Source organism: Larkinella sp., from assembly GCF_965227735.1.
GTDB lineage: Bacteria > Bacteroidota > Bacteroidia > Cytophagales > Spirosomataceae > Larkinella.
The window spans coordinates 2,106,879-2,125,586 of sequence record NZ_OZ245776.1; the positions used below are offsets into that span (position 1 = coordinate 2,106,879).

The 18,708-nt window shown below is 54.6% G+C and carries 8 protein-coding genes; 6 read left to right on the forward strand and 2 right to left on the reverse strand.

The genetic code is table 11. The features are described 5' to 3' along the window. Positions 1-42 precede the first annotated feature (42 nt). Complete coding sequence (locus ACO064_RS07985; protein ID WP_421830998.1) at positions 43-1,206, reverse strand: glycoside hydrolase family 43 protein; 1,164 nt, start codon at positions 1,204-1,206, stop codon at positions 43-45. 366 nt (positions 1,207-1,572) lie between these two features. On the opposite strand from ACO064_RS07985, the gene ACO064_RS07990 reads away from it, so the two are divergent. The 3 genes from ACO064_RS07990 (at position 1,573) to ACO064_RS08000 (ending at position 11,967) form a co-directional block, all read left to right on the forward strand. Beyond that, positions 1,573-5,436 (forward strand): hybrid sensor histidine kinase/response regulator transcription factor, encoded by a 3,864-nt coding sequence (locus tag ACO064_RS07990; RefSeq protein ID WP_421826863.1) that lies wholly within the window; start codon positions 1,573-1,575, stop codon positions 5,434-5,436. A 293-nt stretch (positions 5,437-5,729) separates the two neighbouring features. Further along, positions 5,730-9,032, forward strand: coding sequence for an immunoglobulin domain-containing protein (locus ACO064_RS07995; RefSeq protein WP_421826864.1), 3,303 nt, complete (start codon positions 5,730-5,732; stop codon positions 9,030-9,032). Positions 9,033-9,129: 97 nt separating this feature from the next. Further along, positions 9,130-11,967 carry a putative Ig domain-containing protein gene (locus ACO064_RS08000; protein WP_421826865.1) on the forward strand — a complete coding sequence of 946 codons (2,838 nt, stop codon included), beginning with the start codon at positions 9,130-9,132 and terminating at the stop codon, positions 11,965-11,967. A gap of 19 nt (positions 11,968-11,986) precedes the next feature. Here ACO064_RS08000 and ACO064_RS08005 read toward each other — a convergent pair whose 3' ends face one another. Beyond that, positions 11,987-12,409, reverse strand: coding sequence for a response regulator (locus ACO064_RS08005; protein WP_421826866.1), 423 nt, complete (start codon positions 12,407-12,409; stop codon positions 11,987-11,989). A gap of 206 nt (positions 12,410-12,615) precedes the next feature. On the opposite strand from ACO064_RS08005, the gene ACO064_RS08010 reads away from it, so the two are divergent. The 3 genes from ACO064_RS08010 (at position 12,616) to ACO064_RS08020 (ending at position 18,700) form a co-directional block, all read left to right on the forward strand. Next, positions 12,616-13,053 (forward strand): response regulator, encoded by a 438-nt coding sequence (locus tag ACO064_RS08010; RefSeq protein WP_421826867.1) that lies wholly within the window; start codon positions 12,616-12,618, stop codon positions 13,051-13,053. A 478-nt stretch (positions 13,054-13,531) separates the two neighbouring features. Next, positions 13,532-16,894, forward strand: a complete 3,363-nt coding sequence (locus ACO064_RS08015; protein WP_421826868.1) for a SusC/RagA family TonB-linked outer membrane protein — start codon at positions 13,532-13,534, stop codon at positions 16,892-16,894. Between the two features lie 18 nt (positions 16,895-16,912). Continuing rightward, on the forward strand, positions 16,913-18,700 hold the full coding sequence (locus ACO064_RS08020) for a RagB/SusD family nutrient uptake outer membrane protein (protein ID WP_421826869.1): 1,788 nt from the start codon (positions 16,913-16,915) through the stop codon (positions 18,698-18,700). Positions 18,701-18,708 lie beyond the last annotated feature (8 nt).

The window sequence follows — 18,708 nt, forward strand, 5'->3', positions numbered from 1 at the left end:
GTTTTGTGTCGGGGTCGCCCACCCATAAAACGACAAATGCGTCTACTCTTTTAACGCTTTTGCTACGCCGGAAGGGCGTTTCTGGGGCGTCGTGGTAGGCCCGAAAATGGTGATTTTTCCGTTTTTTACCGCCATGCGGTCGATGCAAACCACGCGCTCTCCCCCGGTTTTGGCCGTTCTGGCGTGGTATACGCAAAACATTTCCCGACCGTCCGGCGAATAGGCGATGCTGTTATGCCCGGTGCCTGTAACCGAACCTCCCTGGTCGGTATTTTTCTGCAATACCGGATTGTTAGCGGCTTTTTTGAAGGGCCCCAGGGGAGAGTTGGATGTGGCGTAACCAATGGCGTAAAACTGACCGCCGAAATGGTTGGCCGAATACATCATGTAATACGTATCGTCTTTTTTAAACGTAACGGAGCCTTCCGTCCACCGACGGTTTACTTCGCGGGCCGTCACCGAGCGACTTTCCCATTCGGCCTGCTTGTCGTTGAGCTGAACCGGGGGACGCAGCAACAAAACCGGTTCGCCAACGACACCGGAAAAATCCGCTTTGAGTTCGACCCCATACACCCAGCTTTCTTCAATTTCATTGTACCACCCTTTTTTTCGGGCGAAATCGGCTACTTCGCTCTCGACCGGGTGTTTATAGCAGCAACGCGAATAATAGAGATAGGCTTTTCCGTTCGGATCGAAAAACACATTGGCATCGATGATGGGATACCCCGGATCAAAAATGGGCTGGTCGGTCAGATCAATGAAAGGCCCCGTAGGTTTGTCGGCAACGGCCACGCCAATCCGGAAATTTTCCACTTCCCGCGTGGGGTTTACCTTCCATTGCGCACTGTAAAACAGGTAAAATTTCCCCTTCACCTCGTAGACCTCAGGAGCCCAGTACGCCCCGCCCCAACTGGCTTTGGGATCACTCCAGCCATTTTTGTTCGTGTGAAAATACACCTGCCCCTCGGCTTTCCAGGAAACCATATCGGTTGATGAATAGGCGGCAAACCCCTTATCCGCTCCACCGCCCGTGCCGTACATGTAGTAGGTACCCTGGGTGTATAAAATGTAAGGGTCTCCAAATTGGATCGGCAGGGGATTGGAAAAAGTAGCGCTTGCCGGGCCAGCGGCCGGGACCGTCTGTGCCCGTGCAACGCGTAAAAAGAGGGTACTAAAAAAAAGGAGCAGGAGGAATACGGGTTTCATGGGATTGATCTTTTTGACACAAGTCAGGACCTGATGAACGAATACCGGATTGTGCATTTCTTCATGCAAACCGGAAAGCACGAAGGTAAACGGTAAATCTAACATTCCATAAACGCCCCTAAAACGGCCGTCCAGCGAACCCGGTTTTTCAAAACCAGCTTCGTTCATACTACGTTCAGTAAAAAGTATGTCTACGAATAGTAACATATCGAAAAAGAATTCTTATTTCGTGGTGAGGGTAATTCAAAGGTGTGAATGAAACAGATTGACAGTCACTTGATTCTGTTAAGGTGGTTGATTTGGGGATGGCTTTTCAACCCTTGTCCTTTCTTATTTGCACAACCTAAAAAACTCTCCGCGCCCGAGTTGATCACCGACCGGCAAGGGCTGCCCCAGGCGTTTGTACCGTCCATCGTGCAGGACAGGCAGGGGTTTATCTGGATGGCAACCCGCGACGGCCTGGCGCGCTACGATGGTAACCAGTTCAAAGTGTTTCAGCCCGATCCAAACGGACGCCCCTCGCTCTCAACCGCCGAAGTAGCCCAGATTCAGGTAGATTGGCACGGAAAGCTCTGGATTTCCAATGAAATGAACGATCTGGATATTTTCGATCCGGTTACCGAACAGTTTACAAACCTCTCAAAACAGCCTTATTTCCAGCCTCTTAAGTCGAAAGAAGTTCTCTTGGCGCGTTATTATGTCGATCGACATGACCAGCTCTGGCGATCGTCGATGAATAACGGGTTGATTTGTTTAGACCTCCGAACCAGGCAGATCCGTCGCTTTCAGCATGATCCGCAGCAGCCTCAATCCCTCAGTCACAATTATGTGATTGGAATTCGGGAAGGGCACAACGGTAACCTTTGGGTAACAACCGGTAAAGGACTCGACTGTATTGACTGGAAAACGCATTCCATCCGGCATTATTTACAGCAGCCGGTCTTAGAATCCACTATAAGCGGATTTTGGGTCTGCCACTCCGGTGACGTTCTGCTGACGACCGATCATTGGTTGTGGTTGGTAAGGCATGATTCCGGACAAATTCGCAAATACCCGCTCCCTGCTTCCTATACGCCTGGAGGCTATTCGCATTTTACGGAGGATCGACACGGAAATATCTATCTTGCCCATCATGGTGCTATTTTTGGGTTTAACGATCAGCAAGGCCTTCAGTTGCTCGAAGCAGACAATGGTCAGATCCAGAGCACGAGTCAGTGCTTGTTTGTGGATCAATCGGATGTGCTCTGGGTAGGGACGTCCGGTATGGGCGTCAGAAAATACGATCTTCGAAGCAATCCTTTTCAAACGGCCCCATATCAAAAAGAATTCGTCCAGGATTTGCTATCGCCAACCTGGCTGCGGATACCCTCCCAATCCGTATCTCTCCGCATGGCAGGCCTGAATAGTTACAATTTTCGCTACACGCTCGATCAGGGAGGCCGTCTGTGGTATAACCTGGGTAGCTCCGACTTCAATCGCCTTGATTTTCGAACAGGGAAAACCAACCCGATCCCGTTCCCAATTCGTTTCCGGAGTGAGACCATCGGCTATCTAACCTGCCCAATGGCTACGGATCCGAAAGGACGGGTGTGGGCAGTGTTCGACACCACCGCGTTCTGGTACGACGAGCGGCAGATGCAGTGGCGGACATTTCCCTACGCCGTTCCGCACCAGCCGAATAATACCCATCAGATGCTGGTCATCGATAACCAGGCGCTCTGGCTGTCCACATCATCCAGCGGTTTGGTGCGGATCGACCTTGCCGACGGACAGACGAAAACCTACACCCACATTCGCAACAACCCGGCCACCCTCAGCAGCAATGCCCTGCTCTCTATGGCTTCCGATCCTGATAACCCCGATCTGCTCTGGATCGGAACCTTTGGCAGTGGCATTTGTATTTTCAACAAAAAGACCGGTTTGACCAAGCGATTGTCGGTGGTCGACGGCCTGCCTAATAACGTTATTTATTCGGTGATTCCCGATCAGCACGGCGACGTGTGGGCGGGCACGAACAAAGGCCTTTGCCGCATCAACCGGCGAACCCTGCACATCCAGATCTACACGACCGAAGACGGCATTCTGGCCGATGAGTTCAACCGGTTTCACTTTTTACACTTACCCGGACGAGGGACCGCCGACGACCGCATCCTGATGGGTGGACTGGAGGGCATTACGGCTTTTTATCCGGATCACATCCGCCCGGATTCGTTTCAGCCCGCCACCGAGATCACCACCCTTTCCATCAACAATAAACCGGTCGTTCCGGGCCCGGATTCTCCCCTGGGCGAATTACCCGTTCAGGCCATCCACGAACTGCATTTACCCGACAACCAGAACTTCCTGACCATCGGGTTTGCGGTTTTGCAGTTCAACAAACACGACAAAAACCGGTATCGCTATCAACTGGTCGGCCTGGACCCCACCTGGGTTGAAAGCCAGCGGCCCGAAGCGGTTTTTACAGATTTAAGGCCCGGCACGTATACCCTGCGCCTGAACGCAACCAATTTGACCGGCGTCTGGAGCCCGAAAATCCGAACCCTGCGCATTGTCATTCATCCGCCCTGGTGGGCCACCTGGTGGGCATACGCTTTCTACACCATCGTCGGGGTCGGAATGGCCTACGGCCTGTTTCGGAATTACGTCAACCGGCTCAAAATGCAGCAATCGATGGCACTGAAAGAACACGAAGCTGCAAAACTCCGGGAACTGGATGAAATGAAAAGCCGGTTTTTTGCCAACGTCACCCACGAGTTTCGAACGCCCCTGACGCTGATCCTGTCGCCCGCCGAACAGTTGCTGCAACAGCCGCTCGAACCCGGAATTCAGCGCCGGGTTTCGATCATGGAGACCCAGGCGCGTCACCTGCTGCGGCTCATCAACCAGTTGATGGACTTCTCCAAACTGGAAGCCAACCTCATGACCGTCAACGCGTCGCTTGGGGACCTGGGCCAGTGTGTTGATCAGTGGCTGCTGCCGTTTCGGGAACAGGCTTCGGGGCTGGGCATCCATCTGGTTTTCGAAAACAGTCTGGTATCCCACTACTGGTTTGATGCCGATAAGCTCGAACCGATCGTCTATAACCTGGTGTCGAATGCCCTGAAGTTTACGCCAAAGGGAGGGCAGGTTCGGGTGCAGGTTTACCCCCTGCAAGGAACGCAGGAAGGAATCGAACTCGTGGTGAGCGATACGGGTATTGGCATTCCACCCGTTAGTTTACCATTGATCTTTGACCGGTATTATCAGGTGGAAACGAGACCAGAATACCTTCCAAACCGACCGTCGGGAACGGGCATCGGGCTATCGTTGGTCAAAGAACTGGTGGAAAGCCAGCAGGGGCAGATCACGGTGGAGAGCCGGGAAGGACTGGGCACGCTTTTCCGGATATGCTTGCCGGTTCGGGTGGCTCAACCCATTGAAAAAGGCCGATTGACCGATGAGGGACAGGCAATCGCATCCAATGAAAACGGGCAGGACGAACGGGTTCGGGTTTTGGTCGTAGAAGACCACGCCGAACTGGCGCAGTTTATCACCGAGAGCCTGCCCGCCGGGTATGAAGTGGATCAGGCCCGCAACGGACAGGACGGGTTGAATCTGGCTCTTGAACGGATGCCGGATGTCATCATCAGTGATGTCATGATGCCGGTGATGGATGGCCATACGCTGTGTGACCACCTGAAAAGTGACCTGCGGACCAGCCACATTCCGGTGGTGCTGCTGACGGCCAGGGTCGCCTATGAGGATCGGATTGAAGGTTTGACGCGGGGAGCCGATGCGTACCTGACCAAACCGTTTCATGTGCAGGAGTTACAGTTGCAGGTGCGGAATCTGCTCGAGAACCAGCGTCGGCTGCGGGAGCAGCTTCAGGTCGGGTTGGCGCAGCCCGAACTCCCGCAACCGGCACCCGTCGATCGGTTGCTGGCCGACATTACCCAACTCATTGAAACCAATCTGGACAACGCAGCCTTTCGGGTCGAAGATATTGAGAAGTATACAAACCTGAGCCGGATGAGCCTCTACCGGAAGATGAAAGCGGTGGCCGGGGTAACGCCCGGTGATTTCATTCGGGTACACCGGCTAAAGCGGTCGGTTCAGTTGTTGAAAGAGGGAAAAGCAGTGTCGGAGACGGCCTATCTGGTGGGCTTTGATTCTCCGGCGCATTTCACCAAGATGTTTCGGCAGCACTACCAGGTGACCCCGAGGGAGTATCAGGCGAAAGAAAAATCATAGCCTGACAGGAAACTCCCTGACACTGCGCCGGTTTTCCCCCGCACGATCCAAAACCCGCCCCAACCAGGCGGGTTTTGGATTTTTGTCGGGTTTACCCTGCTTTTTGGAAAGATGGGAAGATCGCTATACTAATTGGGAAAAATGCGATAGTCCGATTGTAAATCGGAAACTACGTTTGGGGCGTATCTGACCCGGCATCAGACCGGGCAGGTGTAACCTGTATACGCACGAATCCAATTCCCATTATGAAAAAACCACTACCCCTTCGCAGACCGACCCCCAACCCAATTGGTTTGCGCCTATTCGCAGTCAGTATGCTGCTGCTCTTTCGGGTTCTGACCGCTTCGGCTCAGGTGTATGTCACCCCGACGGGGGGAAGTCCCCAGAATGGCAATTCCTGGGCGACGGCCTACGATGGTGCAGCCTTGCAAAATCTGCTGGCAACCTCACCCGCGGGTACGACGGTTTTGATCGGCCAGGGATTGTATAAACCCACTGCAAGTGCTGACCGCACCCAGTCGTTCACCATCGCATCCGGGGTCCAGGTCTACGGTGGTTATAACCCTTCAAACGGAAGCCGTACTACCAACCCCTCCAGCACAACCCTCTCGGGCGACATCGACAATAACTCTACGCTGGATGACGGCAACAGCTACCACGTCGTGCGGTTTTACGGTGTCAATGACCAGACTCGCCTGGATGGTTTCGTTATCACCGGTGGGCGGGCCAACGGAACAGATTCGGATGGATGGGGAGGGGGTATTCTCAATCTGGAGCTGACGGACAACGAACAGCCTTCAGACCCGACCATTGCCTATTGTACGTTTACACTAAACTCGGCGGCTGCTTTGGGCGGAGCAATGATGAACAAAGCCTTCCTGCCCGGGAGCAATCCGGTTATTACCCATTGCGACTTTACCGAAAATAAATGCGATGATCGCGGTGGAGCCATCTTTAACGATCGGGCCGGTGACGCCACAAACCCCATTGCCATCAGTCATTGTACTTTTACCAGCAATTTGGCTTCAGCCGGTGGGGCTCTCTACAACAATTCATCGGGTGGTGGAACCAGTAATGCGCGGATTAGTGACTGCACTTTTTCACAGAATTACGCCAATTTAAGGGGCGGAGCTATCTATAATTCGGGTTCAAGTGGCGGAACTTCCAACCCCCGCATTGAACGTTGTGATTTCAGTTTGAATAAAGCGGAAGTTCATGGAGGTGCCATCGTCAATGACGGAGAATACGGTACCAGTAGTCCTGCCATTATTTCCTGTCGTTTCAGTCAAAACGAAATTCCCACAACCGGCAGAGGTTTTGTTAAAGGGGCGGCAGCCATCCAAAATAACGGAAGAAGTGGTAATTCGAATCCGACCATTACCAATTGCAGCTTTACCAAGAATAAATCCATTGGGTGGGGGGCTGCTATGTATGTCGACGCTGAAAATGGTGGCACCAGTACCCCCGTACTTACCAATTGTAGCTTTAGCCAAAATAGCGGAAAAGATAACATTGGTGCCCTTTTTGTCGATTGCGGTGGACCCTATACCCAAATTGGCATCGCTACCCTGACAAACTGCATCCTGTTTGACAACGGAACCAATCCGATTGCTACTTTTTACGGTATCGTCGTTGCAACCAACAGCCTGTTCGATGCGCCGTATGCTTACACCACAGACCCCACCAACCTGACGGCAACCACCTCGCCCTTTGTGGATGCCGATAATGAGAACCTGCAACTGGTGGCCTGCTCAATACCGGTCAATACCGGCAGCAGCAGCGCCAATGGTCTGACGGGTATCACCACTGATCTGGCGGGCAATCCGCGATTTGTCAACACTGTGGACATGGGAGCCTATGAATATCAAGGCATTACCATTACCGGCCAACCTGCGTCGGCTTCCGCTGTGTGTGCCGGAAGCACGATCAATCTACCGGTTTCCGCTACCGGCCCCGGTGCTTTAACTTACCAGTGGTTCAAAGAGGGCAGCCCCCTCAACCCGCCCCAGACCACTGCAACACTCAGCCTAACCAATGTGCAGGCAGCCGACGCGGGTAGTTATCAACTCGTTATTACCTCAACCTGTAATTCTCTGACCACCAATGCCTTTTCGCTCAGCGTCAATACCGGACCGGCTCCGGTACTGACGCTGAATCCGGCAGTTACCCTGCCCATCTGGCAAAACACCCCTTATGTAACCGTCAATGTCACCGGCTGTGAAGGCGGATCGGTCAACTGGAAAGGGTCCAACGGAACCAGCGGCAGCGGCACCGTCATCAACGTTCCGACAGCCACCGTGACAACAATTGGGTATTCGGCCACCTGTACGGTCGGCAGTTGTGTTTCCCAACCCGGTAGCACCTCCGTCACCATCAGTGCTTCGGAGGTAACCGGTTCCTTCGACGGTTTTGTCAATGGTGCCGACTGCGCCACCTTCCGCGGATGGGCCTGGGACCGCAACAAACCCAACACCGCCATTTCGGTCGATATTCTTGACGGCCCCAACGTCATAGCGACCCTGATGGCCGATGTCTTGCGCCAGGATTTACTCGATGCCGGCAAAGGCAATGGCCGACACGCCTTCCGGTTCACCATCCCTGATAATCTCAAAGATGGCTTGCCCCACAACCTCTCCGCCCGCGTCAGCGGCAGCAGTTTCATCCTCAAAGATTCCCCCAAAGCCCTCATCTGTCAGGGAACCGGAACGCCCGCCAACAAAGCCCCCGTCCCTCCCTCACCCACCATCCTCATCGCTCCCCTGACGGCCCAGGTTGGGGTACCCTTCGCCGGAACACTGGTGGCCTTTACCGATCCGGAAGGCCAGCCGCTGACCTACGCCCTGAGCGGTTTACCCGACGGTTTAGCCATCAACATGACCAGCCGGGTCATTGCCGGTACTCCCACCCAGGCGGGAACCTTCGTGCTGATCTATTCGGCCAGCGACGGCGTGTTGACCAACTCCGTGAGCTTCCCCCTCACCGTCAATCCACAATCCACAACCACGGTCACGGGCAACTTCGAGGGCTATCTCGACAAGCTCGACTGTGGCGGTATTCGCGGCTGGGTCTGGGATCGGAACAAACCCAACACCCCGCTGACGGTCGAATTCTATCTGGACGGATCGGGGACGGTTTTAGGCAGTACGGTGGCGAACATCTACCGGCAGGACCTGAAAGACGCGGGCAAGGGCAACGGCGCCCATGCCTACAACTTCAGTCCGCCGGGCAGTGTGACCAACGGCACGTTGATCCGGGCGCGGGTGCTGGGCAGCACCTACGACTTGAAAGGCTCACCGAAAGCCTACCAGTGTGCCCCGGCGCGGTTGTCGGCCGAAACCGCTTCGCAGCTTGAGGTGACGGTGTTGGGCAACCCGGTTTCGGATCAGGTGGCGGTCGAAATCCGGGGGGCGGAGGGCCAGCCGCTGCGGTTGCAACTGACGGATGCCAGCGGGCGACTGATCGGCCAGCGGCACATTGAAGCGGCAAAACCGGTAGAGCGGCAGACCGTATCGGTTCTGGGACAACCGGCAGGCTTACTGTTCTTACAGGTCAGTAGTGGCCCGAAAAAGGTCAGTCTGAAAATCCTGAAGCAGTAATCGGATAAGTGATCAGATCGGTAAGGGAACGGGTTTCTGTTCGGTGCCAGCGCCCGACAGCCCGTTCCCATTGATCAAAACCAACTACTATCGTATCATGAAAAACGCTCTATGGATGCCGTTTAATCGCCGGTGGTTGCCGGTGCTGTTCTTCTTCGTAAGCATCGGCCTGCAGGCACAGGTCACCAAAGTTTTTGATAAAACCATCGGTGGCAATGAGTTTGACGAGGCCAAAGTCATTCTTCCAACCGGCGACGGCGGTTTTCTGCTGGGCGGAAATTCGTCCTCCTCGATTAGTGGTGACAAAACCGAAGACAGCAAGGGTGCTAATGATATCTGGCTCGTCAAAGTCAATGCCAGTGGTGGTAAGCTCTGGGATAAAACCATCGGCGGCAGCAATTACGAGTCCTTAATGACCATCGTGGCTACACCCGATGGCGGTTTTCTGCTGGGCGGTTCCTCCGACTCGAATGCTGGCGGGGATAAATCGGAGAACGGCCGGGGTTACGTCGACTGCTGGCTCGTAAAAATCGATTCGGATGGCACCAAACGCTGGGACAAGACCTTTGGGGGGGAAATGCAGGATCAGATTATGGATATTGCCGTGCTTCCGAACAATCAGGGATATCTGCTGGGGTGCCTGTCGTCATCGCCCCCGGGGCCGGATAAGACGGCACCTCTGAAGAGCGCTGGCGATTACTGGGTGATTCGGGTTGATCTGGACGGAAACAAAATCTGGGATAAAACATATGGCGGATCCGAATTTCAGTATTTGACGAATATTATTCCAACTTCGGACGAAAAATTTGTGCTGTTCGGTTCGTCATGGTCCAATGCCGGGGGCGATAAAACCGATAATGTTCGCGGGACCAATGATTACTGGCTGGTCAAGATTGACGCCGACGGGAACAAGATCTGGGATAAAACCATCGGGGGAGACCAGGACGATAACGCACTATCCGGTACGGCCACTACGGATGGCGGAGTGGTGGTGAGCGGAGCGTCCTCGTCCACCAAAAGTTTTGATAAATCGGGAGATTATTTCGGGGTTTCCGATTATTGGGTGGTTAAGGTCGATGCCGACGGTCACAAAAGCTGGGATAAGACCCTGGGAGGAATATACGGCGATTACCCCACCAAAATCATCGCTACTGCTGACGGCGGTTATTTGGTCGGGGGATTCTCCAATTCAAATCGCAATGCCCTCAAGTCGGAAGATAGCCGGGGAGACCGCGATCTCTGGGTGGTTAAACTGACTTCGCAAGGGGAATGGTCGTGGGATAAGACCCTGGGGGGCACGGATTATGATGAACTGGCCGGGATTAGCCAAAGTGCCACTGGCGACTTTTATCTTCTGGGTAGCTCGTATTCAAACGCCGGTGGGGATAAAACCGAGAATGTAAAAGGCATATTGAACTACTGGCTGGTTGTCTTGCGGGAGACGCCATGCACCACGCCAGCACTGACCTATCAGCTCAATAGTACCACCACTCCCATCCTCCAGAATACCCCGGAAGTTATGCTGACGGTCAATGGCTGTGAATCCGGGCAGATCAGTTGGAGTGGCCCCAATGGGGTTTTGGGCGCTGGTCCCTTCATTCCCCTACCGACTTCCATCATTGGTACAAAGATGTATTCAGTCACCTGCACCCGAGGTAGTTGTTCGGCGACAATTACGCCGACCGTCGAGGTTGTCGGCTCATCGGTTTCGGGCGCGTTCGATGGCTATGTGTACGGAGCCGACTGCAGCACCTTCCGGGGCTGGGCCTGGGATGGCAACAAACCCAACACCCCCGTTTCGGTCGAGATTCTGGACGGACCCAATGTGATCGGGATGTTGGTGGCCGGTGAATTTCGGGCCGACCTCCAGAAGGCGGGCAAGGGTAATGGCAACCATGCCTTCTATTTTTCCATTCCGGAACGGCTGATCGATAACAATCTGCACCTTTTAACAGCCCGCATCCGTGGGAGTAACTTCATCCTGAAAGGCTCACCGAAGGCGCTGGTATGTCGCCAGGGGGATTTTCCGGAAAACAAACCTCCCGTTGCACCGACACCAACCGTTCTGATTGCGCCCGTGGTGGCCCAGCTAAACGTTCCCTTCTCGGCCACGTTGGTGGCCTTTTCGGACCTGGAAGGTGCCGAACTATTTTACTGGCTGGATAATTTGCCCAACGGCCTGTATTTCGACCCGTTCGAACGGATTATCTACGGTACTCCCAAAGCCGAAGGTACGTTTGTTATCGCTTATCAGGCTTCGGATGACTACGGCAATACCAACAGTGTCAGTTTCAACCTGACGGTGCTTCCGGCATCGACGAGTGCGGTAACGGGCAGTTTCGATGGCTACCTGGACAAGGTTGAGTGCGGCACCATTCGGGGCTGGGTCTGGGACCGCAACAAGCCGAACACCCCGCTGACGGTCGAATTTTATTCCGAGAACAGCCCGGGGGATGTCACCGTCTGGGGAAGTACCTTGGCCAATATCTACCGTTCGGATCTGAAGGACGCGGGCAAAGGTAACGGGGCGCATGCCTTCAGTTTTGAAACACCGGCGGCCCTGAAAGACGGTACCCAGCGTGTCATCCGGGCGCGGGTTCAGGGGTCGGGTTACGAGTTGAAATGGTCAGGCAAACCGTTGACGTGTAACGCTCCCGGGCGCTTGTCGGCCGAAAGTACGTCAGAGCTTCAGGTGCGGGTGTTGGGCAACCCGGTTTCCGATCAGCTTCAGGTGGAGATCCGGGGGGCAGAAGGCCAGCCACTCCGGCTGCAACTGACGGATGCCAGCGGGCGACTGATCGGCCAGCGGCACATTGAAGTGGCTCAAAGGATTGAGCGACAGAGCCTTTCGGTTCGTCAGCAACCGGCGGGGCTCCTGCTGTTACACGTAACGAACGGATTAAAAAGCGTGACAATCAAAGTGGTGAAGCACTAGCCGATCAACAAACAAAGCCTCACCCGATGCAGCGACCGATCAGCCATTGTTTTCGCAACGTCAGGATTAGCTGGTTATATTCTTTCAGTAACAGAGGTTTGGTTACAAACCCGTTTGCGCCCAGTTCCAGTGCCCGCTGCTGGTCAACGGCCTGGTTGGAGGTTGTCAGGATGACTATTGGCAGGCTATCATATTTTGGCTCTTTTCGAATCAACGCCAGGGCTTCCAGGCCGCCCATAACGGGCATGTTCAGATCTAACAACACCAGAGCGGGCAACACCTCGGCCGTTTCCAGGGCTTCCAGTAGTTCAACCCCATTGGTGATTACGTTAATCCGACACTCCGGGCTATGGTGGATAAAGACGTGCTGAATCAGAAACTGGTCGTCTTCATCATCATCGACCACAAAAACACAGGGATTTTCACAAACAGGATATTTCAATGTCTATGGTTTAAATCTTGAGCAGCTACATAACCCCTTTCAGGGGGTAAAAAATTCCCGGCCAGGGCAAGAAATCGTTCGGGATGTAACCGGATTGTTCCTTCAATAATCGTTCCGGAAAGGCCGTATACTCGAACCGCAGGTTTTATCAAACACTTGGGCGGCCCCTCAGTTATGTTCTGGTAAAAACATACGAAAAGGAAAGCATGGAAACGAAGGGGCCAATTGTATTAATCGATGATGACGAAGATGACCACGAAATTTTAGTACCAATCCTCAAACAGATCGCTCCCCATAATCCGGTCGTGGTTTTTACCCGGGGGCAAAACGCCATCGATTTTCTGCGCACCACCGATCAACGCCCTTTTCTGATTATCTCGGAAGTGACGATGAACACCATGACGGGTCTGGAACTTCGACGGCAGATCGAGCAGGACAAGGTTTTGCGCAAGCGGGCGATCCCCTTCATCTTTTTTACCCACCCGGTTTACAAGCACCTCGTCGAAGAAGCTTACGATCTGACCATTCAGGGTTTTTTTGAAAAAAAGAACAACATGGCCGACATCACAACGCAACTGCAAGCCATCATCGATTACTGGTCAAACTGCCTGCACCCCAACCGGTTTGCCTCCCGGGACCTTTGAACCGGGTTATACACCTATTCAGTGATCGCGTGTAATCGCGGTTTCTCGGGCCGATAAACCCGCGCCATATAGGGGCGTTGGCCGAAGGCCTGTACCGTCCACCCGTGCCATTCGCGGGTGGACGTTTTTTTTAAAGAGCAATTTGCTATTCAGGAATAGTTAAAATAGAAAGTTGCAAATTAAACGACAAATTCTGCAAATTTTTTGTCAAAAAAATGCTTTACAATCATCGTATTTTGCTACTAAGATGCGGAATCTGAATGTATTTTCGGAGGCCGCACCGACTACGCACCCTTCAACCCTGTCCGTATGAACCGCCGTCCGTTTCTCAGTCGGAGCCTGCACGCTTCGATGAGAATTCCAACTGACTTACCCCGATTGTGCCTTGCTACGGTGCCCCGCCAGTCTGAACCCGCCGATTTGTAGTGAACCAGTGACCTAATTGACCTAATACCTTTAACCAATCAACCCATCCAGTATGAAGCGATCTATACGTTCTCTGATTTTGCAGTATGGCCGACCGATCGGCTTGCTGTGCCCCCTTCTCGGCCTTTGCCTGGCAACCGGGTCGGTTGTGGCGGCTCCGGCGGGAAATGGCCCGTTGATCCTGCGGTCGTCGGCCGCGGAGGAAACCATCACCGGCTCCGTGACCGACGAAACCGGGAAAGGACTCCCCGGTGTCAGCATCCAGGTGAAAGGCACTACGCGCGGCACCACGACCGACGCCGACGGAAAATACCGGATTGCTGTCGATCAGGGGGCCACGCTCGTCTTCTCATTTATCGGTTATACCCTGCAGGAAATTGCCGTGGGCGCGCAAACAACCGTTAACGTGACCATGGCCCCCGACATGCAGGCCCTGAGCGAAGTCGTCGTGGTGGGGTATGGCACCCAGAAAAAAGTCAACCTGACGGGTTCGGTGGCCACGGTGTCGGCCAAAAGCATCGAAAGTAGGCCGGTCACCAACGTTTCGTCGTCCCTAGCGGGTCTGGCACCGGGCGTCTTTGTGCGGCAGTCGTCCGGAAAACCGGGTTCCGACGGAGCCACCATCCGGATTCGGGGAACCGGTACGCTCAACAACAGCGACGCCCTGGTCATCATCGACGGGGTACAGGGGTCGATGGACGCCGTCAACCCGAACGACATCGAATCCATGTCGATCCTGAAAGATGCGGCTTCGGCGTCCATCTACGGGTCACTGGCCGCCAACGGTGTTATTCTGATCACGACCAAAAAAGGGTCGGCCAAGAAAACGACCGTCACCTATACCGGCATCCTCTCGTCGGCCCGCCCGAGCAACGTGCCTGAATTTATCTCGGACTACGTTCGTTACATGCGGTTATTCAACGAAAGCAACCGGAACGTGGGCGTGGCGGAAGTCTATTCGGCCAACACGATCCAGACCTGGGAAAACGCCAACAAGGACCCCAACGGCATCAGCGCGGGGGGCGTTCCCAACTACGTGGCCTATCCCAACACCGACTGGGCCAGTTGGGTGTTTCGGAATGAGATTGTTCAGAACCACAACATTGCGGTCAGTGGCGGGGGCGACAAATCACTCTACAACATGTCGCTCGGCTACCTCGACAACCGGGGCGTGATGCAGAATACGGGCATCAAACGCTTCCAGCTTCGGGCCAACATCGAGTCGAAAGTAGCGAAGTTCCTCACCCTGGGCGCACAAACGTTTGCCTCGACGCAGTCGGCCGGAAAAGCCAATACCGATCTGGCCTTCCAGTATTTGTGGCAAACCAATCCCGGCATTTATCCCTATTACAACGGGAAATACGGTTTTCCGGTAGCGGTGGAAGAACCGACCACGGTCAACAACATCTTCTCGTATCTGGACGGCACCGGCGGACTCGACCGCACCACCCGGTTCAATACCACCCTCTATGGCATCATAACCCTGGCCAAAGGGCTTACGCTGGAGCCAAAAGTCAACTACCAGACGCGCTTCAACGAAGGCAATTCCTACGCGCTGGCCGGGCCAGCCGAACGCTGGGATTTTTCGACCAATACGCTGAAAGTGCAGTTGACCCCCGCCGACCAGTTGACGACCGGTTATTCGTTCAACCGGGATTACCTGCTGACGCTGGACAACGTATTGCGCTACAGCACGACATTCGGAAGCGACCACGATTTTGGTGCTCTGGTCGGTTACAACCAGTTCAACTTCCGGTATTATGATTTCAATGCCTCAAAACGCGGGCTGATCGACTACTCCACGACCACGCTGGGCTCGGCCGGTGAAACCTCGAACACGGCTGGTGGACAGGAATATAACCGCGCCATGCGTTCGTATTTCGGGCGGGTCAACTACGCGTACCAGTCGAAATACCTGTTTGAAGCCAATTTGCGGTACGACGGTTCGTCGCGTTTTGCACCGGAAAGCCGCTGGGGGGTCTTCCCTTCCTTCTCGGCGGGCTGGCGGCTTTCGGAAGAACCGTTCCTGCGCGGGCTGAATGAAAAAATTCAGGGCCTGAAACTGCGGGCATCCTGGGGTAAACTCGGAAACAACGGCGCAAACAACAACGTCATCTATGCCGCCGGGGCATCGGGCGATTACGACTACCAGGCGGTTTATGGCAAGGTACCCTATTCATTCAACGCAGTTGCCACCACCGGTTTGGTGCAGGCCAAATATGCCAACCCGCTGCTGCTCTGGGAATCGACGAGTGTTACCGACATCGGTCTGGAAGGTGCCTTGTTCAAGGGCCGGATGAATTTCGAACTGGACTGGTACCACAAACTGACCGACGGTATTTTGACGACCCCGCCCATTTTTCTCACCGCCGGGACGAAAGGGGCTCCCACCCAGAATACGGCAGGCGTGCTTAACAAAGGGCTGGAGTTGACGCTCGGCTGGCGCGACAAAATTGGAGAAGTCGATTTTTCGGTGAGCGGCAACGTGGCGTATAACATCAACCGGGTGACCAATTACCGGGGTGCTCTGGCCGAAGGCTACACGACCGATGCCGCCGGTAACAAAGTCTATAGCTCCAACATCGGCCAGGTGTCGAGCGGGGGAGACACGCGCATTCTGGAAGGCCATCCGATCAACGAATATTACCTTCTCGATGTGTACAAGGGCGATGGCAGCCATTCCAATTCCGACGGAACGGTCAACATCAACGGCGGACCAACCGACGGCATGATCCGGACGCCGGATGACCTGGCGTGGGTGCAGGCGATGATCGCCAAGGGGTATAAGTTTCAGCCAGTCGGCACCATCGGAAAAGGACAATTGTACTACGGAGACCTGATTTATGCCGATATCAACGGCGACGGCACCTACGGAAACAATTTCGACAAGCGGTTTTCGGGCGTGAGCAGCACGCCGAAATTTATCATGGGTCTTTCACTCAGTGCATCCTGGCGCGGGTTCGATTTCTCGATGCTCTGGGCCGGAAGTGCGGGCATGAAATACCTGTATAACCAGACGGGTGTCAACGGAACGCGCACGACGCTGACCAATTCGATCGGCACCCGGATTGCCGATGACCACTATTACTACAACGACGCCAATCCGAGCGACCCGGCCAACAATACCGGCGGCACGTTTCCGCGGTTGAAATACAACTCGGACAGTCAGACGAATATCCCCAGCAGCTACTGGTTGTATGATGCTTCGTACGTGAAGCTGAAAAACCTGCAGATTGGTTACACGATTCCGACGGCCTGGGGTGCTAAAATCGGGATGAGCCGCGCCCGGGTGTTTTTGTCGGGCGAGAACGTCTTCATGATCACCAAGTATCCGGGCCTCGATCCGGAAGTGGGGGCAAACGTCTCCTACCCGACCATGAAACAGTATGCCGTGGGCCTGAACGTAACGTTTTAATCGCTACCCTCCAAGACTATGAACTTCCTTCAATTGATAAAAAATATTGGCAAAAGGGGCATCAACAAAGCAGGCCTGGGCCTGATAGTGGTGCTCAGCCTCGGCAGTTGTGAAAACGATCTGCTGGACACGACTCCCTACGGCTCGATCAGTTCGGCCAACATGTGGGTGAGCGATAACCTGACCGACCTCGGCGTTACCGGGGTGTATAACGCCCTGCGGCTGGGCATTCAGACCGGGGGGGCTTCCGACCGGGAGTTGTACCAGATGGACGGCATGGGCTTTACCTCCTCAAGCCGCGGGGGCAACGACATGATCAATGCCACCTCGACCACGTCGAGCGGGCGGTTTTTGAACACCTGGAAAGAACTCTACGAAGGCGTCCACCGCGCCAACGACGCCATTACCAACATTGCGGCCAAGTCGCCCTCGGCGGCTGAAAAAAAGGCACGGCTGATTGCGGAGTGTAAATTCCTGCGGGCCTATTTCTACCTCCGCCTGAATCAGCTCTATAAGGGCGTTCCGGTGTACCTTGAGCCCGTTACCGTTCCCGAAATGAACCGCCCCCGCGAAACGGAGGCCAAGGTCTGGGAAGTGGTGATTCAGGACCTGACCGATGCCATCAACGAACCGAACCTACCGGCCAAATACGCGGCCAAGGCGGCTAATTACGGACACGTCACGAAGGGCGCGGCCTATGCGCTGCGGGGCAAAGCGTACCTCTACCAGAAAAAATACGCCGAAGCCGCGGCCGATTTTGCCAAAGTGAAAGATGCCGGGTACAAACTCTTTGCCGACTACAGCAAGCTCTTCAAGGAGGTCAACGAACAGTCGGACGAAATGATTTTCTCGATCCAGAACACGGGTGTCGACACCTACGGTTCTACCACCCAGTGGTATTGCGGAACGCGTTCGTCGTTCGGTTCGTGCTGGAACAACTATTACGTTTCGACTTCGGTGGTGGATCTGTACGAAAACAAGGACGGTTCCAAATTCAACTGGGACGCCATCATTCCGGGTTTCAGCAGCATGCCTGCCGACAAACGCGAGGTGTTCTTTTACCGGAACGGCCTGACGGCGGCCGAAATCACCACCGGCACCAACAAGGGCCTTAACATGGCGCTGTATCTGCCGAACGGCAACGAGGAGCGGATTGCGAAAGCCTACCAAAACCGCGATCCCCGCCTGCTCAGCAACGTCATTGTGCCTTACGCAACCTACCTGGGCCGTCCGCAAAACGGAGCCGATCAGGTGTATACCAACCGCTGGCCGTCGCGGAGCGAAACCCCGCCGGTGCTTGACTTATTCACCGACTCACGGAGTCAGTTCTTTTACCTGCACCGCAAGTTTGTCTACGAAGGCTCGACCGAGTTGCTGAACCGCCAGTTTGGCCCGATCGATTTTCCGATCATTCGCTACGCCGACGTGCTGCTAATGTGGGCCGAAGCCCTTAATGAGCAGAACAAAACAACGGAAGCCGTGGCGCTGGTGAACGAAGTACGCGCCCGCGCCGGGGTTGGTTTGCTGAATTCTTCGGCGGCCACGACGGTAGCCGGACAAGCCGATTTGCGCGAACGGATTCGCAACGAACGCCGGGTCGAGTTTGTCAACGAAGGCGTCAACTACTTCGACGAACTCCGCTGGGGATCGCTGAAAGACAAGGTGTTTACGCCGGGCAGCGGGGTAAATCAGATCTGGGGCAGCATCACCATTCCGTATACCTGGAAAGACAACATCACCGTCTGGCCCATTCCGCAAACGGAAATTGAAATGAATCCCAAACTGATCCAGAATCCGGGCTGGTAAGCCCCCGG